Annotated in this window: 14 protein-coding genes; 4 read left to right on the forward strand and 10 right to left on the reverse strand. The window is 60.2% G+C overall.

Annotation, left to right across the window (positions count from 1 at the left end):
• Position 1: 1 nt before the first annotated feature.
• Complete coding sequence (locus tag PH562_RS06165; protein WP_285172050.1) at positions 2-1,492, reverse strand: carnitine 3-dehydrogenase; 1,491 nt, start codon at positions 1,490-1,492, stop codon at positions 2-4.
• A gap of 7 nt (positions 1,493-1,499) precedes the next feature.
• Positions 1,500-2,402: a 3-dehydrocarnitine:acetyl-CoA trimethylamine transferase BcoG gene (gene bcoG / locus PH562_RS06170; protein WP_285172052.1), complete on the reverse strand. Its 903-nt coding sequence runs from the start codon at positions 2,400-2,402 to the stop codon at positions 1,500-1,502.
• 107 nt (positions 2,403-2,509) lie between these two features.
• Between bcoG and PH562_RS06175 the strand changes: the two genes are divergently transcribed.
• A complete protein-coding gene (locus tag PH562_RS06175) occupies positions 2,510-3,502 on the forward strand; it encodes a GlxA family transcriptional regulator (protein WP_285172053.1) in 993 nt (330 codons plus the stop codon).
• On the opposite strand, the gene PH562_RS06180 is transcribed toward PH562_RS06175, so the two are convergent.
• Positions 3,477-4,352 carry a LysR substrate-binding domain-containing protein gene (locus tag PH562_RS06180; RefSeq protein WP_285172055.1) on the reverse strand — a complete coding sequence of 292 codons (876 nt, stop codon included), beginning with the start codon at positions 4,350-4,352 and terminating at the stop codon, positions 3,477-3,479. The genes PH562_RS06175 and PH562_RS06180 overlap by 26 nt on opposite strands.
• Before the next feature lie 110 nt (positions 4,353-4,462).
• Here PH562_RS06180 and PH562_RS06185 point away from each other — a divergent pair, with 110 nt between their 5' ends.
• From PH562_RS06185 to PH562_RS06195, 3 genes are all read left to right on the forward strand, one after another.
• Positions 4,463-5,380: a DMT family transporter gene (locus tag PH562_RS06185; RefSeq protein ID WP_285172057.1), complete on the forward strand. Its 918-nt coding sequence runs from the start codon at positions 4,463-4,465 to the stop codon at positions 5,378-5,380.
• A gap of 67 nt (positions 5,381-5,447) precedes the next feature.
• Positions 5,448-7,490, forward strand: a complete 2,043-nt coding sequence (locus PH562_RS06190) for an NADH:flavin oxidoreductase (RefSeq protein WP_285172058.1) — start codon at positions 5,448-5,450, stop codon at positions 7,488-7,490.
• A 216-nt stretch (positions 7,491-7,706) separates the two neighbouring features.
• Entirely contained in the window at positions 7,707-8,069 is a 363-nt protein-coding gene (locus PH562_RS06195; RefSeq protein ID WP_113231180.1) for a hypothetical protein, read from the forward strand.
• 22 nt (positions 8,070-8,091) lie between these two features.
• On the opposite strand, the gene PH562_RS06200 is transcribed toward PH562_RS06195, so the two are convergent.
• The 7 genes from PH562_RS06200 to PH562_RS06230 form a co-directional block, all read right to left on the reverse strand.
• Positions 8,092-9,156, reverse strand: coding sequence for an ABC transporter ATP-binding protein (locus PH562_RS06200; protein ID WP_285172059.1), 1,065 nt, complete (start codon positions 9,154-9,156; stop codon positions 8,092-8,094).
• Positions 9,157-9,173: 17 nt separating this feature from the next.
• Complete coding sequence (locus PH562_RS06205; RefSeq protein WP_285172060.1) at positions 9,174-10,688, reverse strand: DUF5060 domain-containing protein; 1,515 nt, start codon at positions 10,686-10,688, stop codon at positions 9,174-9,176.
• A gap of 38 nt (positions 10,689-10,726) precedes the next feature.
• On the reverse strand, positions 10,727-11,614 hold the full coding sequence (locus tag PH562_RS06210) for a carbohydrate ABC transporter permease (RefSeq protein ID WP_285172061.1): 888 nt from the start codon (positions 11,612-11,614) through the stop codon (positions 10,727-10,729).
• Positions 11,611-12,510: a carbohydrate ABC transporter permease gene (locus tag PH562_RS06215; RefSeq protein WP_285172062.1), complete on the reverse strand. Its 900-nt coding sequence runs from the start codon at positions 12,508-12,510 to the stop codon at positions 11,611-11,613. Before PH562_RS06215 ends, PH562_RS06210 begins: the two co-directional genes overlap by 4 nt.
• 95 nt (positions 12,511-12,605) lie before the next feature.
• A complete protein-coding gene (locus PH562_RS06220; protein ID WP_285172063.1) occupies positions 12,606-13,859 on the reverse strand; it encodes an ABC transporter substrate-binding protein in 1,254 nt (417 codons plus the stop codon).
• Positions 13,860-13,947: 88 nt separating this feature from the next.
• Complete coding sequence (gene dhaL, locus PH562_RS06225) at positions 13,948-14,586, reverse strand: dihydroxyacetone kinase subunit DhaL (RefSeq protein ID WP_285172064.1); 639 nt, start codon at positions 14,584-14,586, stop codon at positions 13,948-13,950.
• Positions 14,583-15,602: a dihydroxyacetone kinase subunit DhaK gene (locus PH562_RS06230; RefSeq protein ID WP_285172065.1), complete on the reverse strand. Its 1,020-nt coding sequence runs from the start codon at positions 15,600-15,602 to the stop codon at positions 14,583-14,585. Before PH562_RS06230 ends, dhaL begins: the two co-directional genes overlap by 4 nt.
• Positions 15,603-15,635 lie beyond the last annotated feature (33 nt).

Here is a 15,635-nt window from a genome sequence, read left to right on the forward strand (position 1 = left end):
CCTAGCGTTTTTGTCCCACATGACGACCGGCTCCCTCCGGCATGGCCAAGGCTGCGTGCGCGGCAGAAATCGGCCTCAGCTTCGCCAGCACCTCCTCCGGTGCCGCCGTGGCTCTGCCTGCTTTTGCGTCGACATGCAGCAGCATTTGTTCGGCGGTGGCGATCACCTCGCCGCTCGCGCTGTCGTGCAGCGCATGGAACAGATGCAGCCGCTTTTCATCCGATGCGAGAATCTGCGCCGTCGAATGGATGGCCTGTCCGAGCTTCGCTTCGCCGAGATGGCGGATATGGGTTTCCACCGTGTAGTAGCTGTGGCCGCGCTCGACATAATCGAGATCGACGCCGATCAGGCGCAAAAGCGCGTCCGACGTGTCGCCGAAGACCTGAAGATAGCGATGCTCGGTCATGTGGCCGTTATAGTCGACCCAAGCGGGGCTGACCTTGGTGTCGATCAGGCGCAGCGGCTTTGAGATGTCCACGCCTTGCTTCTCGCCGCCACCCTCGGCCCAAAGCTGGTGCTCGAAATCCTTCAGCAGCTTGCCGGCGCCCCAGCCCTTGCCGCCATGGCTTCCTTTAAGGCTCTGGAGGATACCAACGAGATTTTCATCGCGGATGCGTTCGAGTTCGCGGATCGACAGGCCGTCTGCCTGGTCGTCCGACTGCTGACCGATCTTTTCGACGAGGGCATCGTCGAGATCGACGACATCCATCAGTTTCGTCCAGTTCCACTGCAGGGCAGGGCCGAACTGCGCCAGGAAGTGACGCATGCCCGCTTCACCGCCGGCGATGCGATAGGTCTGGAACAGGCCCATCTGTGCCCAGCGCAGGCCAAAGGAGTAACGGATGACATCGTCCAATGTCTCGACGGTGCAGATATCGTCCTTGATCAGCCACAGCGCCTCGCGCCAGAGCGCCTCCAGCAGGCGATCGCCGACGAAGGCCTCGATCTCCTTGGCGATATGCACGCCCTTCATGCCGATCGGCGGCAGTCGTTCCATCGCCGCCTGGATCGTCGCGGCGCTGGTCTTTTCGCCACCGACGATTTCGACGAGCGGCAAGAGATAGACCGGATTATAGGGATGGGCGACGAAGAGACGCTCGGGATGGCGCATGTCGCGCTGCAGATCGGTCGGCAGAAGGCCGGAGGTGGATGAGCCGATCAGGGCATCGGGCTTTGCGGCTGCATCGATCTGCGTCAGCACGTTGCGCTTCAGATCCAGTCGCTCGGGCACGCTTTCCTGGATCCAGTCGGCACCAGCGACGGCGGCTTGTAGCGTGTCCCTGAATGTGAGCTTGCCGCGCGGCGGAAGCGGCGCGCCGGTCAGCATTGCATAGGCCTTTTCGGCATTATCAAGAACTTCGCCGACGATGCGGGTTGCCTCCGGATGCGGGTCGTAGACATCGACATCGATGCCAGCCAGCAGGAAGCGAGCGATCCATCCGCCGCCGATGACACCGCCGCCGATGCAGGCCGCCTTGTTGATCTTGGTCATCGGGGCCTCAGCGCTTCGTCAGTTTCAGCTTCTTGCGGACATCTTCGGGGCCGATGATGCGCGCGCCCATGCCTTCGACCACCTGCACCGCCTTTTCGACGAGCTGCGCGTTGGTCGCCAGCATGCCCTTGCCAGCGTAGAGATTGTCTTCCAGCCCGACGCGGACATTGCCGCCGGCAAGGATCGCGGCCGCCGGATAGGCCATGGCGTTGCGACCGATGGAAAAGGCCGAGAAGGTCCAGCTTTTGGGAACGTTATTGACCATCGCCATAAAGGTGTTGAGGTCATCGGGCGCCCCCCAGGGGATGCCCATGCAGAGCTGGATGAGGACCGGATCCTCGATCAAGCCCTCCTCGGCAAGCTGCTTGGCAAACCAGAGATGACCGGTATCGAAGGCTTCGATTTCGGGACGGACGCCGAGATCGGTCATCTTCTTTGCCATGGCCCTCAGCATCGAGGGCGTGTTGGTCATGACATAGTCGCCAAGATTGAAGTTCATTGTGCCGCAATCGAGCGTGCAGATTTCCGGCAGGCATTCGGCCACGTGGCTGACGCGCTCGGAGGCGCCGGCCATGTCGGTACCTTTGGCATTTAGGGGCAGGGGGCTCTCGACATCGCCGAAAATCAGGTCGCCGCCCATGCCAGCGGTCAGGTTCAAGACGACATCGACGTCGGCCGAACGAATGCGGTCGGTCACTTCCCTGTAAAGCTCGTTGCAGCGGCTGGCAGCGCCCGTTTCCGGATCGCGGACATGGCAGTGAACCACGGCCGCCCCAGCCTTGGCGGCGTCGATCGCGGATTCCGCGATCTGCTTGGGAGTGATCGGAACATGGCTGGATTTGGAAACCGTGTCGCCGGCGCCGGTGACGGCACAGGTGATGAAGACATCGCGATTCATCGCAAGAGGCATCTTTTGTTCTCCCTCGTATTGAGGACATTACGAGCTATGACGTGCCTTCATGCTTTGCATTGTCGGAAGTATTCGATACAGTTTCGGAACGCTTGGAGGAATGCGTGATGCTGACAGCGGCAAACGAGACACTCGATATCGACCTCCTGATCCTTCCGGAAACGAACCTGATCCTGATCGCTTCGGTGATCGAACCGTTGCGTGGGGCCAACCGCATCTCCGGGGCGGAGCTTTATCGCTGGCGGCTCCTCACTCCGGATGGCTCTCCCGCTGAGACGACGAGCCTTATCCCGGTACCCGCCTGCTCCGGCTTTCGCCCGACATCGGACGCGACACCGCTTTTCGTGCTCGCCAGCTACAATTGGCGGCGCAGCGCCACGCAGGCGCTGAAGATGCAGCTGTCACAGACCGCACGCCATAGATCGCTGGTCGCCGGCATTGAATCCGGCACTTGGCTGCTGGCCGAAGCAAGTTTGCTGGATAATGTCTCCGCTGCCGTCCACTGGGAGGACTACGACGATTTCGCGCTCGCCTATCCTCAGGTGCACGCGGTCAAGGATCGCTATGTGATCGACGGCAAGCGGATCACCACCGCAGGCTCCCTGCCGACGGTCGATCTCATGCTCGAAATCATCCGGCGGCGGCAGGGCTATTCGCTGGCGCTGGAAGTCAGCCGGCTGTTCATCTACGAGCCGGCAAGCACGCAAAGCGCGGCGGAACTTTCGCCATCGACGGCCGGCCTGCGCATGCGCGATCCGCGAGTTGCTCAAGCAATCCGTCTGATGGAGGACCATATCGAGCAGCCGTTGGTGCTGACACGTCTCGCCCGCCGCGTCGGTGTCAGCGCCCGCCATCTGCAGGCGCTTTTCCAGGAGAGCATCGGTGCTCCGCCGCATGTGCATTATCTGGCGCTGAGGCTCAATGCGGCGCGGCGCAAGGTCATCGAGACGAAAGCTTCCTTTGCCGAGATTGCCGCCATGACAGGCTTCAATTCGGCATCGGCCTTTTCCCGCAGTTACCGTGCCAGCTTTTCGGAAAGTCCGTCCGGCACGCGCCGCAGGCTGCGCCGGCACATTATGGCTGAAGCAGGGCCGACATAGGACGAAAGGCCTCGCGCACCATCTCTGCCAGTTCCCGGATCGCCTCGCTCGAATGATAGGGATTGCGGCGAAGCACGACGCGGGAGGAATCGACCGGCGGAAAACCATCGTCACTGGTCAGCTCGCGGCACCCATGCGGAATGTTACTGCGCGACAAGGTGGTCACGGCAAGCCCGGCGGAGACGGCGTTCTTCAAGCCCGAACTCGTATCGGCGATGAAGGCGATGCGATAGGCGCGGCCCTGCTGCTCCAGCGAGCGCAAGGCGAAGTCGCGCGCCCATGTCGAGTTGCGATAGGTGGCAACAGGCAGCGGCACGGCATCATGCAGGCGATGCACCATGGATGTCACCCAGACCGTGGGATCGATGCAGAGAACTTCGCCCTTGTTCTGGTTGCTCCAATCGAAGACGACGGCGAGATCCAGTTCGTCTTTTTCCAAAGCGGCCAGGTTATGCGCCGTATAATCGCAGGAGACGGTGACTTCGACCGCCGGGTGCCTCACAGCGAAAGCGGCCAGTGCCGCCGGCAACACAGTCTGGCTATATTCCTCCGGAATGCCGATCCGGACCGGCCCGTCGAGCGGCTTCGTGCGGATATTCGCCGCCGCCTCGTTCAGGAGTTCGATCACGCGCTGCGCGTAGGGAAGCAATTGAGTGCCGGCTCGGGTGAGAACGGCCCCACGGGCACTTCTTTCGAAGAGCGTTTCACCGATCGTATCCTCGAGCCGCTTGATCTGAGCGCTGACGGCCGATTGGGTACGGCCGATCCTTTGAGCGGCCGTGGAAAAATTGGACGTCTCGGTGATGACGAGGAACGTCCGCAGCAGGTCGCTTTCGATGGGGTCGCGCATGACACGTTACAAATATTTCTGATAGCTACTATCTCTACTATTCGTTTGCCTGATGTCAAATATCGGCGCACACAAGGGTGTTCCTTCTGCTTCGTTCCTCGAGTCCGTACATGACATTCCAGCTTCCAACCCGCTCCGCTTTTGCCAGCGAATATGAGAGGGGCGTTATACTCGTGGCAACGGCAATGCTTGCGTGGAGCTGCAGCGGCATCTATGCCCGCCTGTTGACCACGGATATATGGACGGCGATCGCCTGGCGTTCGCTGTTCGGCGGCTTGTTTCTGCTGATACCCAGCTTTTTCCTCGAGGGCGGGTTTTCGCGGCGGCAATGGGCATCGATCTTTCATCCCGCCGGGCTGGCGATGCTGGTCTGCCAGACCATCAGCCAGGCCTGCTTCATCGGCGCGCTCTATATGACGACGGTCGCCAATGTGACCATGATCTACGCGACCGCGCCGTTCATCGCCGCGTTTCTCAGCTGGGCCATGCTGAAGGAGCGGGTCGCGAATCGGACCTTGATCGCTGGCGGCATCTGCCTCGTCGGCGTGGCGGTCATCGTTGCCTCATCGATCGGCGGCGGCACGGGCATCGGCGATCTGCTGGCGCTCGGCATGACAGTCACCTTCGCCCTCATCATCGTCATCCCACGCATGGATACGAGCATTCCGATCCTGCCGTCGAGTGTCGTCAGCGGGCTTTTGACATTCGTCGTCTTCGTGCCCTTTGCCTCGACAAGCTCGGTGGATGTTCACAACTGGCTTCTGCTTGCCGCTTTCGGGGCGACGAATTTCGCGCTCGCTTTTGTCCTCTTCCTGTTCGGTTCGAGAAAAATGCCGGCTGCCGACGCTGCGCTTATCAGCTCGATGGAGATCGTGCTGACGCCCTTCTGGGTCTGGCTCTTCTTCTCGGAGATGCCGCCGGTTGCCACCTTTATCGGGGGGGCGATCATCTTCGCAACGATCGTCTGGCACACGGCCATCGACCTCCGGCATAGCCGCCGCCGTCGGACTCCCGTCAATCGGCTATAGCCATAACTTCTTGTCTCGGCAAAGATAACGGTTCGAGCCTCGACTTCATAAAAGCGATGAAAGCGACATGACCTCCAACGATCCCTTGCTCCAGCCCTATCAGCTCAAGCACCTGACACTGAAGAACCGCATCATGTCGACGGCGCATGAGCCGGCCTATTCGGAAGGCGGCATGCCGACGGATCGCTACAGGCTCTATCATCGTGAGAAGGCAAAGGGAGGCATCGCGCTGACGATGACGGCGGGCTCGGCGATCGTGTCGGCGGATTCGCCGCCGGCCTTCGGCAATCTGCATGCCTATCGCGATGAGATTGTGCCCTGGCTGAAGAAGCTTGCCGACGACTGTCACGAGTTCGGGGCTGCTGTCATGATCCAGTTGACCCATCTCGGCCGTCGCACCGGCTGGAACAAGGGCGATTGGCTGCCGGTACTGGCGCCATCGCCGATCCGCGAGCCGGCGCATCGCGCCTTTCCGAAGACGGCGGAAGATTGGGATATCGAGCGCATCATTGGAGACTTTGCCGCGGCGGCGCAACGCATGCAGGCCGCCGGCCTGGACGGTATCGAGATCGAGGCCTATGGCCATCTGACCGACGGCTTCTGGTCACCGGCAACGAACCGGCGTGACGACGAATTCGGCGGTTCGCTTGAAAACCGCATGCGGTTTTCGATGATGATGACAGAGGCCATCCGCAAGGCGGTCGGCCCGCATTTCATCGTCGGCATGCGCATGGTCGCTGACGAGGATTGGGAAAAGGGGCTTTCGCGGGAGGAAGGCGTCGAGATCGCCAGGCGGCTGGTTGCGTCGGGGAACATCGATTTCCTCAATATCATTCGCGGCCACATCGATAGCGACGCGGCGCTCAACAATGTCATTCCGATCCAGGGCATGGCCTCGGCACCGCATCTCGATTTTGCCGGCGAGGTGAGGGCGGCGACGAAGTTCCCAGTCTTCCACGCCGCCCGCATCGGCGATGTCGCGACGGCGCGTCATGCAATCGCGGAAGGCAAGCTCGATATGGTCGGCATGACGCGCGCCCATATCGCCGACCCGCATATCGTCAACAAGGTAATGTCCGGGCAGGAGGCCAATATCCGTCCCTGCGTCGGCGCAACCTACTGTCTCGACCGCATCTACGAGGGCGGCGAGGCGCTCTGTATTCATAATGCGGCAACCGGCCGCGAGGCCGAGATGCCGCATCGGATCGAGCGTGCAGCGGCGTCGCGCAAGGCTGTCGTCATCGGTGCCGGGCCTGCGGGCCTTGAGGCCGCGCGCGTGCTGGCCGAGCGCGGCCATAAGGTCGACGTGTTGGAGGCGAGCAGCAAGGCCGGCGGACAGGTGAATCTGCTTACCCGCAACCCGCGCCGCAAGGAGATGATCGGCATCATCGACTGGCGGCTGGCGGAGCTGGAGCGGTTGGGCGTCACGATCCACTACGACGTCTACGCGGGAGCTGACGATGTTATGGCGTTCGAGCCTGATCTCGTCATCGTGGCGACGGGTGGCATCGCGCAATCTCCCGAGTTGGAGAGCGGCGACAGCCTCGTCACCTCCTCCTGGGACATTCTAGCCGGTGCCGTTAAGGCCGAGGGCCAGGTGCTACTTTACGACGATAATGGCGGACATCCGGGCATGTCGGCGGCCGAAGTCATTGCCAATGGCGGTGCCGAACTGGAACTCGTCTCGCCGGAACGTTTTTTTGCGCCCGAGATGGGCGGCATGAACCATGTGCCCTATGCCAAGACCTTCGCCGAGAAGAATGTCCGTGTCACGATCAATACGAGGCTCAAATCAGTGCGGCGCGATGGCAATGCGCTGGTCGCAGTCCTCGGATCCGATTTCTCGGAGGAGACGCAATGGGAGCGGCGGGTGTCCCAGGTGGTCGTCGAACACGGCACCGTCGCGAATGATGAGCTCTATCTTGAGCTAAAGGCCTCATCGCGCAATCTTGGTGCGGTCGATTATCCTGCATTGATCGCACGTCGATCGCCGCTGCCGGTCAAGAACGAAACTGGTTCCTTCGATTTGATCCGTATCGGTGACGCGATCGCGAGCCGTAATATCCACGCAGCGATTTACGACGCGTTGCGTTATTGCTCGCTTCTGTGAGCCGGCGACCATTAGCCTCTGCCGGATTTCATCATAAATTCTATTTAAATCAATGCGATATAATAGAAATCTTAAGTGATAAATGAAGTTCTGCGACTGCCACGACGTAGGCTGTCAGCGCCGCCTTAATTTTGAAACAAAATGTAACAACTTATAACACCCCGTTACCCGCCGAATCATTATATTTGGGCATCTGAGTGAACGAGAGGTTGTTTGATGCTGGCTAACCATGCGCCGTCCCCTTCGCAGACCGATGTGCTGATCTGTCTGGATAATCAGCAAATTGCCTCGCGCATCAGTTCGCTTCTGTCGCAACAGGGATTGACGGTCGCAGCGATGCCGACGACCGGTCTTCAGGAACAGTTCGATCCAACCGGCTGTCACCTGGTGGTGACGCATACCGCAATGATTGGGGACGTGCGGAGGCGGCTGAACTTGCCGGTCGTCAACATCGAGACCTTCATATTCGATCGCCCCGATCACGTAACCGAGGGAGCTGCGCGGCACTTCGACGGCGAGGCTTTCGTCAAGCGCGTTTTCTCGGTCATGAATGGTACCCAAAGGCGCGCAGCTGAGTGATTTAAGTCAGCAGAGCCGTCTTCTATAGTCGTTGCTGGCTGGCCTTGTCGAAGAAGTGCAGGTTCGGCGTCTTGAGCGAAATCTGAATTGTCTGGCCCGGCACGAGTTCGGCTCGCTCTCTCATCACCCAGGTCAATTCCTTGCCTTCGAGGTCAAGCGCCACATGCGTTTCCGAGCCGGTGGGTTCGACGACGGTCACGGTTGCGGTAACGCCGGCCTCCGATGCGAAGGAAATATCTTCCGGACGTATGCCGAGAACAACCTCTCGACCCTCCGATTGAGCCGGAGCGCTGGCGAGTTGGATGCGTGTGCCGGTTGGCAGTACCAATTCCGGCGAGGCACCGCCGGTAAGCTTGCCTTCGAGAAAATTCATAGCCGGAGAGCCGAGGAAGCCCGCGACAAAGACATTTCTCGGGCGGTCGTAAAGCTCGAGCGGCGAGCCGACCTGTTCGACCTTTCCGCCCTGCAGCACGACGATCTTGTCGGCCATGGTCATGGCCTCGATCTGATCGTGGGTCACGTAAACGATCGTCGTCTTCAGGCGCTGATGCAGCGCCTTGATTTCGGCGCGCATCTTGACGCGCAGCTTGGCATCGAGATTGGAAAGCGGTTCATCGAAGAGGAAGACCTTGGGGTCGCGCACGATGGCGCGGCCCATGGCGACGCGCTGGCGCTGGCCGCCGGAAAGCTGAGCGGGCTTGCGATCCAATAATGGCTGCAAGCCCAAGATCTTGGCGGCTTCGCCGACCTTCTGATCGATTTCGGTGCGCTTCGCGCCGGCAAGCTGCAGCGCAAAGCCCATATTCTGCGCTACCGTCATTTGCGGATAGAGCGCGTAGTTCTGGAACACCATGGCAATGTCGCGATCTTTCGGTGGCAGATCGTTGACGACCCGTCCGGCGATGGAAATCTCACCGCCGGTGATGTCTTCCAGCCCTGCAATCATCCGCAGCAGTGTTGACTTGCCGCAACCCGAAGGGCCGACGAGAATGACGAATTCGCCGTCCGAGATCTCGACATCGACGCCATGGATGATGTTTACCGCGCCGTAGGACTTCCTGACGTTCTTGATGGTCAATCCGGACATGACATTCTTCCCTTGGATCAATGCTTCTTGCGGATGCGCAACGCCTGGTATGGCTTGCCCGGCAGTTCCACGCCGAAGGCGGCATCCGCCTTGCCGCCGCGCACGATGGCGCCATGACGCGTCGGATGCGGGACCGGCGCTTCCACCTTCTTGGCAGGCGTGATCGTCATCTCCCATGTGTCGATGATGTCGACGTCATAGTCGGTTCCGTCTTTCGGCAGACCGGTGGACCAGATGACCGGCTGGTGCTCGCCGAGATAGATGTAGCTGACATCACCGTCTCGCGCGCCGGAAACGCGCGTCCATGGCCATTCGCCATAAGAGGACATCGGTTCAAGGCCGTTGACGACATCCTGCTCCAGCAGGTCGCGCAGGAAGCCGATGCGCTTCCAGGCTTCGCCGCGCAGTTCGCCGCCCTTTGCCCACCAGATCAGATCCTCTGGATGCGAATAGGTTTCGCCGTGGCCGGCATAGCCGCCGCGCGTCACCGTAATCCAGAAGCGATGTACCAGTTCCTGCGCCGTCAGATTGCCCCAGGACTGGATAATGTTGCCTTCATATTCCGGCTCGTCGTTGACAACAGGCTTGCCATAGGCCTCGCGCCATTCCTGCGTGCGCTTCACATCCCAGTTCTGGATGCAGGTATGGGTCACCCACGGCTTGCGATGATCGAAGTTCATCGTCGGCTCGCCATTGTGGATCGACTTTAGATGGCCGTAGGGATCGTTCTCTTCGAGAATGTGGAAATAGCGGTCCCACTGCTGCAGCGGCTTAGTGTCGAGAAGGAAGTCGTACTCGTTGGCAAGTGCCCACCAGACATTGCGATAGGCGGCAAGGCGCGCCGCGAGATAGGCGACGTAGCGGAAATCCTGCTCGGCCGACATATCGGCGTAACCCCAGCGGTCGTAGGGGTGAAACATGATGATATCGGCCTCGATGCCGAGCTCGCAAAGAGCTGCGACCTGGCTTTCGAAATGGCGAAAGGAAACAGGGTTCGGCCGATTGAAGTCTTCCTTGCCGTCCGTACCCTTTGCGAAGCAGGCGTAGAGCGGCTCGTTGACGTTATAGGGATAGTCCTTGGGGAAGACGCCCATGCGGATCTTGTTGAAGCGCGATTTCTTCAACGTCTCGAGCGTCTGCGCCTGCATCTCGAGCGGCTGATGCGTCCAGGCATAGCAGGTCGTGCCGAACGACAGGAACGGCTTGCCGTCGGCATAGGCGAAGTGGAACTTGTTATGGACATGCACGGGGCCGTGGTTGCCCTCGGATGGCTTGGTCGCGACGAAAGAACCGGTCTTGCCGTCCAGTTCCGATGTCTTCGAGCGCGTGCGAAACGACCAATCGCCTTCATTGTCCGGCATGAAGCGAACGCGATAGACGCCGTCGCCATCGTAGAAGCCGGGCACGCGGATCTCGCGGCTGTTCTGGCTGAAGACGGCATCGAATGCCACATCGAGATAGGGATTGCCGCTCGAAGGACCGTTGAAGGCCGCTTCGAAGACTCCCCATTTTTCGACGGACGCGTTGGACATGATATTCTCCTCGGAAGATGTATGGATGGTCCGACCGCTCAGCCCTTGACCGCGCCGGAGGTGAGACCGGAAACGAAGTAGCGCTGGAAGATCAGATAGACGATGGTGGCCGGCAGCACGGTCATGACGATCGCCGCGTTCAACTGCCCGTAATCATTGGAAAACTGGCCCTGGAAGGACATGAGCCCCAGCGGCAGCGTCCACATGTGCTGATCCTGCAGCAGCACGAGCGCCATAGCGAACTCATTCCATGTGGAAACGAAATCCAGGATCAGCAGTGCGGCGAGCACCGGCAGGCAGACGGGCAGGAATATCCGGCGGAAGATGGTGAAATGGCTTGCGCCGTCGATCAGGGCTGCTTCCGACAGCTCCTTCGGAATGCCTTTGAAGAAGCCGTGCAGAATGAACACCTGGTAGGGCACGCCAAAGGCGATGTAAGGCAGGATCACGCCGGGATAGGTATCGATCAGTCCGAGCGAATTGACCAGCGTAAACAGTGGCGCCAGCATGACCTGAAAGGGGATCATCGTGCCGAAAACGACGAGGAGCAGCAGCAGCTTGCTGAACCTCAACCTGATCTTGGCAAGCGCATAGGCCGCCATCGCCGAGAGGATGAGCCCGAGCGGCACCTTGATCACGGTGATGATGGCGCTGTTCAGGAAGGCATTGGCGAAATTGCCGCGGCCCCAGGCGCTTGAATAATTCTCGAAGGCCGGATCGAGCGGCGGCATGAAGGCGCCGGTCGATGTCACGTCGGCTTGCGTCTTCAAAGAGGTGAAGACGATGAAGATGAATGGCGCAAGCCAGATCGCAGCGACGATGAGAAGCGCGATCCATAGGCCGATCAGAACAGGGTCGCGCTTGCGCTTTGCCGGTGCAATCGTTTCGAAGTCGTCCGACGTGGATGTGGCCGATGCTGCCGTCATTGCTCGGCCTCCTCATGCTTCTGCGTCCAGCGCAGGTAGGGAATGACGACGACGATGGTGATGAGCAGCAGGACGACCGAGATTGCAGCGCCACGGCCGAAATCGAAGATCTGCATGGCCTGCGTGAAGGCCCAGAGCGCCAGCATCTGCGTGGATTGCGCAGGCCCCCCGCCGGTCAGGCCGTAGACGATGTCGAAGGCCTTCAGTGAGGAAATGACCGACAGCACCAGCACGATGGTCAGCGTCGTGCGCAGCGCGGGCAGAGTCACGTAACGAAAGATGTTCCAACGCCCGGCGCCGTCGATGCGGGCGGCTTCCACCAGCGTCTGCGAGACATTTTGCAGGCCGGCGAGAAACAGGACCATGGAGAAGCCGACGGATTGCCAGAGATAGGCGATGAAGACGGAATAGAGCGCGATATCCTTGTCGCCGAGCCAGTCCTGGATCCAGTCCTGCAGGCCCATGGAAGTCAGGATTTCGGTGAAGAGACCGAAGAAGGGATCGTACATCCACTTCCACATGGTTGCGACCGCGATCGGGGCGATGATGACGGGCAGATAGAAGATGGCGCGGAAGGTATTGCGGGCAAAGAGTTTCTGATTGAGGCTCAGCGCCAGCAGCAGCCCGACCATGGGCGGAAAGATCACGCACATGATCGTCCAGATTACGGTGTTGCGGAAGGCGACCCAGAAGACGGGATCCTGCGTGAAGATATATTGATAGTTCGCCACGCCGACGAAGGGGCGCTGCGGATCGAGGCCGTTCCATTTCTGGAAGCTCAGCACCACCACGTTCAGCATCGGATAGAGCGCGAAAATCACATAGATCAGCATGGCCGGGGCAAGCAGGATTGCTGCCTGGACGCGGGGATCATGAGTACGATTGTGGAATGACATTCTGCTTGCTCCCGGCGGCAGCTGGCGCGTGGGCATAAGAGTGAAGGAGGCCGTTCGCCGCGATGACGATCGGCGCGGCAGCCTCCCTCAGTCGATCAGGTGCGGCCGGAAATGAAGGTCTGCAGCTGCTTGGCGGCATCGGCCGGCTGAATATTGCCGGAGGCGACGTCGTTGATCACCCGGAAATATTCGGTCGTCACGTCCAGGGGAAATGCCTGGTCGCCATTCATGTAGACCTTGCTGTAGGTCTTGAAGATCTCAAGCCATTTCGCCTCGAGAGGCTTCTGGTCGGTGTACTGGACATTCTTGTTGACCGAGATCGAGCTGATCTGGCCGACGAGATCCTGCTGCACCTTGGTCGAGAGGAAATAGTCGAGGAATTTTGCGGCAAGATCCGGGCTCTTGCTCTTGGTGCTGACGTAGTTGTACTCGGCAAAGCCATAGAGGCGATCGGTGTTCGTCGGGAACGGCACGATGCCGTAATCGTCGAGGTTTACCTTGCTGCCGGTGAGCTGGCTGACTAGCCAGTCGCCTTCGAGCATCATCGCGGCGCGGCCGGCGACGAACAGCGTATAGGACTGCTGGTTGCTGATGCCCATGAAAGGTTTCAGCGTGTAGTCCTTGGTCCACTTAGCGAATTCGGTGAAGGCGTCGGTCGCGCAGGGTTCCTTGGTCCAGTCGGTCTTCATGGCCATCAGGGCGTCATGCTTGTCGGCGCCGCACTTGGTTTCCAGCAGCACGTCCATCAGGCGCATGACGTGCCAGTTGACCGAGCCGCCGAAGGTGAAGGCCGGAATGCCGGAGGCCTTGAGCTTGTCGGCTGCGGCCAGCAGCTCTTCATAGGTTTTCGGCTCCCCGGTGATGCCCGCCTTCTGGAAGAGCTTCTTGTTGTAGTAGATCGCTTCGCCCTTGAAGGTGAAGGGAACGCCGTGCTTGCCGCCTGGATAAAGATCCGCAAAAGCGGCGGCAGACGGAAGCAGTTCGTCGTTCCACTTGTACTGAGTGTAATATTTGTCGAGCGGCAGCGAGAGGCCGGCCTTCACATATTCGCCGCCGAGGCCAAGTCCGGCCCAGCTGAAATAGATATCCGGGCCTTTGCTGGAGCCCGCGGCCACGCGAAGGGCGGTCTTGTGCTCATCGACGCCGCGCTGGACGATTTCGATATGGGTGCCGGGATTGGCGGCCTCGAAGTCTTTCGCCACCTTCTTCAGCGCGCCGTTTGCCGCGCCATTGTCGAAGTTCAGCGTCCACAGCGTCAGGTCTTCCGCGGCAGCATTGGTTGCCGAAAACGCCGCCGCTGCCATCGCAGCAGCGCCGAACCAACGCGCATATTTGAAGTTGCCAGCCATCTCCCATTCCTCCTCTGAGCAAAGCTGAGGGCGGTTTTGACAAATCGTTGTCAACATGTCAACTGGTATGATGAGCTTATCAGCAGGATCATATGAAGTGATCGTGAAAGCAGGCCATGATGACGACGGCCGACGCCGCGCCGGGATCCATGTGTCCCAAGGCTCGATCGCCGAGGCGCGACGACCGGCCTTTTGCGGCGATCATGCTTTTGGTGGCTTCTGCACCCGCTTCACCGGCTTTGAAAGCGGCGGCGAAACAATCGTCAAGCGAAAGCCCTCGATCCCGGGCAGCGCGGCAGGCCTTGGCGGCAGGCGCCCAGGCATCGACCATGGTCTTTTCACCGACCTCCGCCTTGCCCCGATCCTGAATGCCCTTGGCGAAAGCCGAAAATATCTCCACCATATCGTCGTCGTTGAGCAAGGCCTTCCCCTTGGCGAAAGCCCCCGCACGCATCAGGGCCGTCGCATAGAGCGGTCCGGATGAGGCGCCAACGGCGTTGAGGAAGGACTTCGCTGCCGTGTTGAAGACCAACGTCGGATCGGATGTCGATGAATCCAGCTCCGAAGCGGCCTTTGCGGCAGCGGTAAAGCCGAGCTCCATGGCGATGCCATGATCCGCATCGCCAATGACGCCGTCCAATTCGCAGAGACGGTCCTTCTCGCGGGCCATCGCATCAGCAATCCGCACGAAAAGCGACTTCAGGTCTTCCGTTGTAATCGTCGTCATGACAGCGCCTCGCCGGAGCGGAACATGGCGCAATCGCAGGGATGGTCGATCAGCCGCTGCAGCTCGTCGTCCAGATGCATGAGGGTGATCGAGGCACCGGCCATTTCGAGCGACGTGCAATAATTGCCGACCAGCGACAGGTGAATGACGATGCCTGCGTGGTCGAGCATCGACTTGACCTTGCGCATCATGATGTAGAGTTCCATCAGCGGCGTCGAGCCAAGCGAATTGACGAGCACTGCGACGCGGTCACCCGACGCTGGCTTCATTTCATCGAGAATTTTGCCGACGAGTTCGCTTGTCACCTCGTCTGCCGATCGCATCGGCCCGCGGGCGACGCCGGGCTCGCCATGGATGCCCATGCCGATTTCCATCTCGTCCGCGCCGATCTCGAAATTCGGCTTGCGGGTCTGTGGCAGCGAGCAGGGCGAAAGCGCCACACCCATCGTATAGGTGCGTTCATTCGCCCAATGTGCCACCCGTTCCACATCGTCGAAACCGTACATCAGATCGCAGGCGGCACCAGCGGCCTTGAAGATGAAAACGTTGCCGGCAACTCCACGGCGCCGCTCCTTCTGATCGACCGGCGCCGAGGCTATATCGTCGGTCGTCAGCACGGTACGCACCTCGATATCGTCCATGGCCAGCATCTCTACCGCCATGTCGAAATTCATGACGTCGCCGGCATAGTTGCCATACATGAACAACACGCCGGCACCGCCATCGACGGCCTTGGCGCATTCGATGATCGGATCGGGCGGCGGCGAGGCGAAAACATTACCGATAGCGGCGGCATCCGCCAGCCCCTTGCCGACAAAGCCGAGAAATGTCGGCTCATGCCCGGACCCGCCCCCGATCACCAGGCCGACTTTGCCGGCTCGCGGCCCATGATTTGCCACGATCGAGCGGGGCGATCCTTCAACGGCGCGGAGATGGCGCGGATGAGCCGCTAAGATCCCAGCTAGCATTTCATCCACGGCGGCCGCGCCGTCGTTGATCAGCTTCTTCGTCTTCACGCAGTCCTCCAAATCATTGCGATTGTTGGGACT

This window comes from Rhizobium centroccidentale (genome assembly GCF_030182565.1).
In the GTDB taxonomy this organism is placed as follows: domain Bacteria; phylum Pseudomonadota; class Alphaproteobacteria; order Rhizobiales; family Rhizobiaceae; genus Rhizobium.

Coding starts and splice junctions, on each gene's coding strand:
- PH562_RS06180 (WP_285172055.1), bottom strand. CDS start 4,352: ATGCGCGACCCCATCGAAAGCGACCTGCTGCGGACGTTCCTCGTCATC.
- dhaL (WP_285172064.1), bottom strand. CDS start 14,586: ATGACGACGATTACAACGGAAGACCTGAAGTCGCTTTTCGTGCGGATT.
- PH562_RS06220 (WP_285172063.1), bottom strand. CDS start 13,859: ATGGCTGGCAACTTCAAATATGCGCGTTGGTTCGGCGCTGCTGCGATG.
- PH562_RS06190 (WP_285172058.1), top strand. CDS start 5,448: ATGACCTCCAACGATCCCTTGCTCCAGCCCTATCAGCTCAAGCACCTG.
- PH562_RS06185 (WP_285172057.1), top strand. CDS start 4,463: ATGACATTCCAGCTTCCAACCCGCTCCGCTTTTGCCAGCGAATATGAG.
- PH562_RS06215 (WP_285172062.1), bottom strand. CDS start 12,510: ATGTCATTCCACAATCGTACTCATGATCCCCGCGTCCAGGCAGCAATC.
- PH562_RS06195 (WP_113231180.1), top strand. CDS start 7,707: ATGCTGGCTAACCATGCGCCGTCCCCTTCGCAGACCGATGTGCTGATC.
- bcoG (WP_285172052.1), bottom strand. CDS start 2,402: ATGCCTCTTGCGATGAATCGCGATGTCTTCATCACCTGTGCCGTCACC.
- PH562_RS06165 (WP_285172050.1), bottom strand. CDS start 1,492: ATGACCAAGATCAACAAGGCGGCCTGCATCGGCGGCGGTGTCATCGGC.
- PH562_RS06210 (WP_285172061.1), bottom strand. CDS start 11,614: ATGACGGCAGCATCGGCCACATCCACGTCGGACGACTTCGAAACGATT.
- PH562_RS06175 (WP_285172053.1), top strand. CDS start 2,510: ATGCTGACAGCGGCAAACGAGACACTCGATATCGACCTCCTGATCCTT.
- PH562_RS06200 (WP_285172059.1), bottom strand. CDS start 9,156: ATGTCCGGATTGACCATCAAGAACGTCAGGAAGTCCTACGGCGCGGTA.
- PH562_RS06205 (WP_285172060.1), bottom strand. CDS start 10,688: ATGTCCAACGCGTCCGTCGAAAAATGGGGAGTCTTCGAAGCGGCCTTC.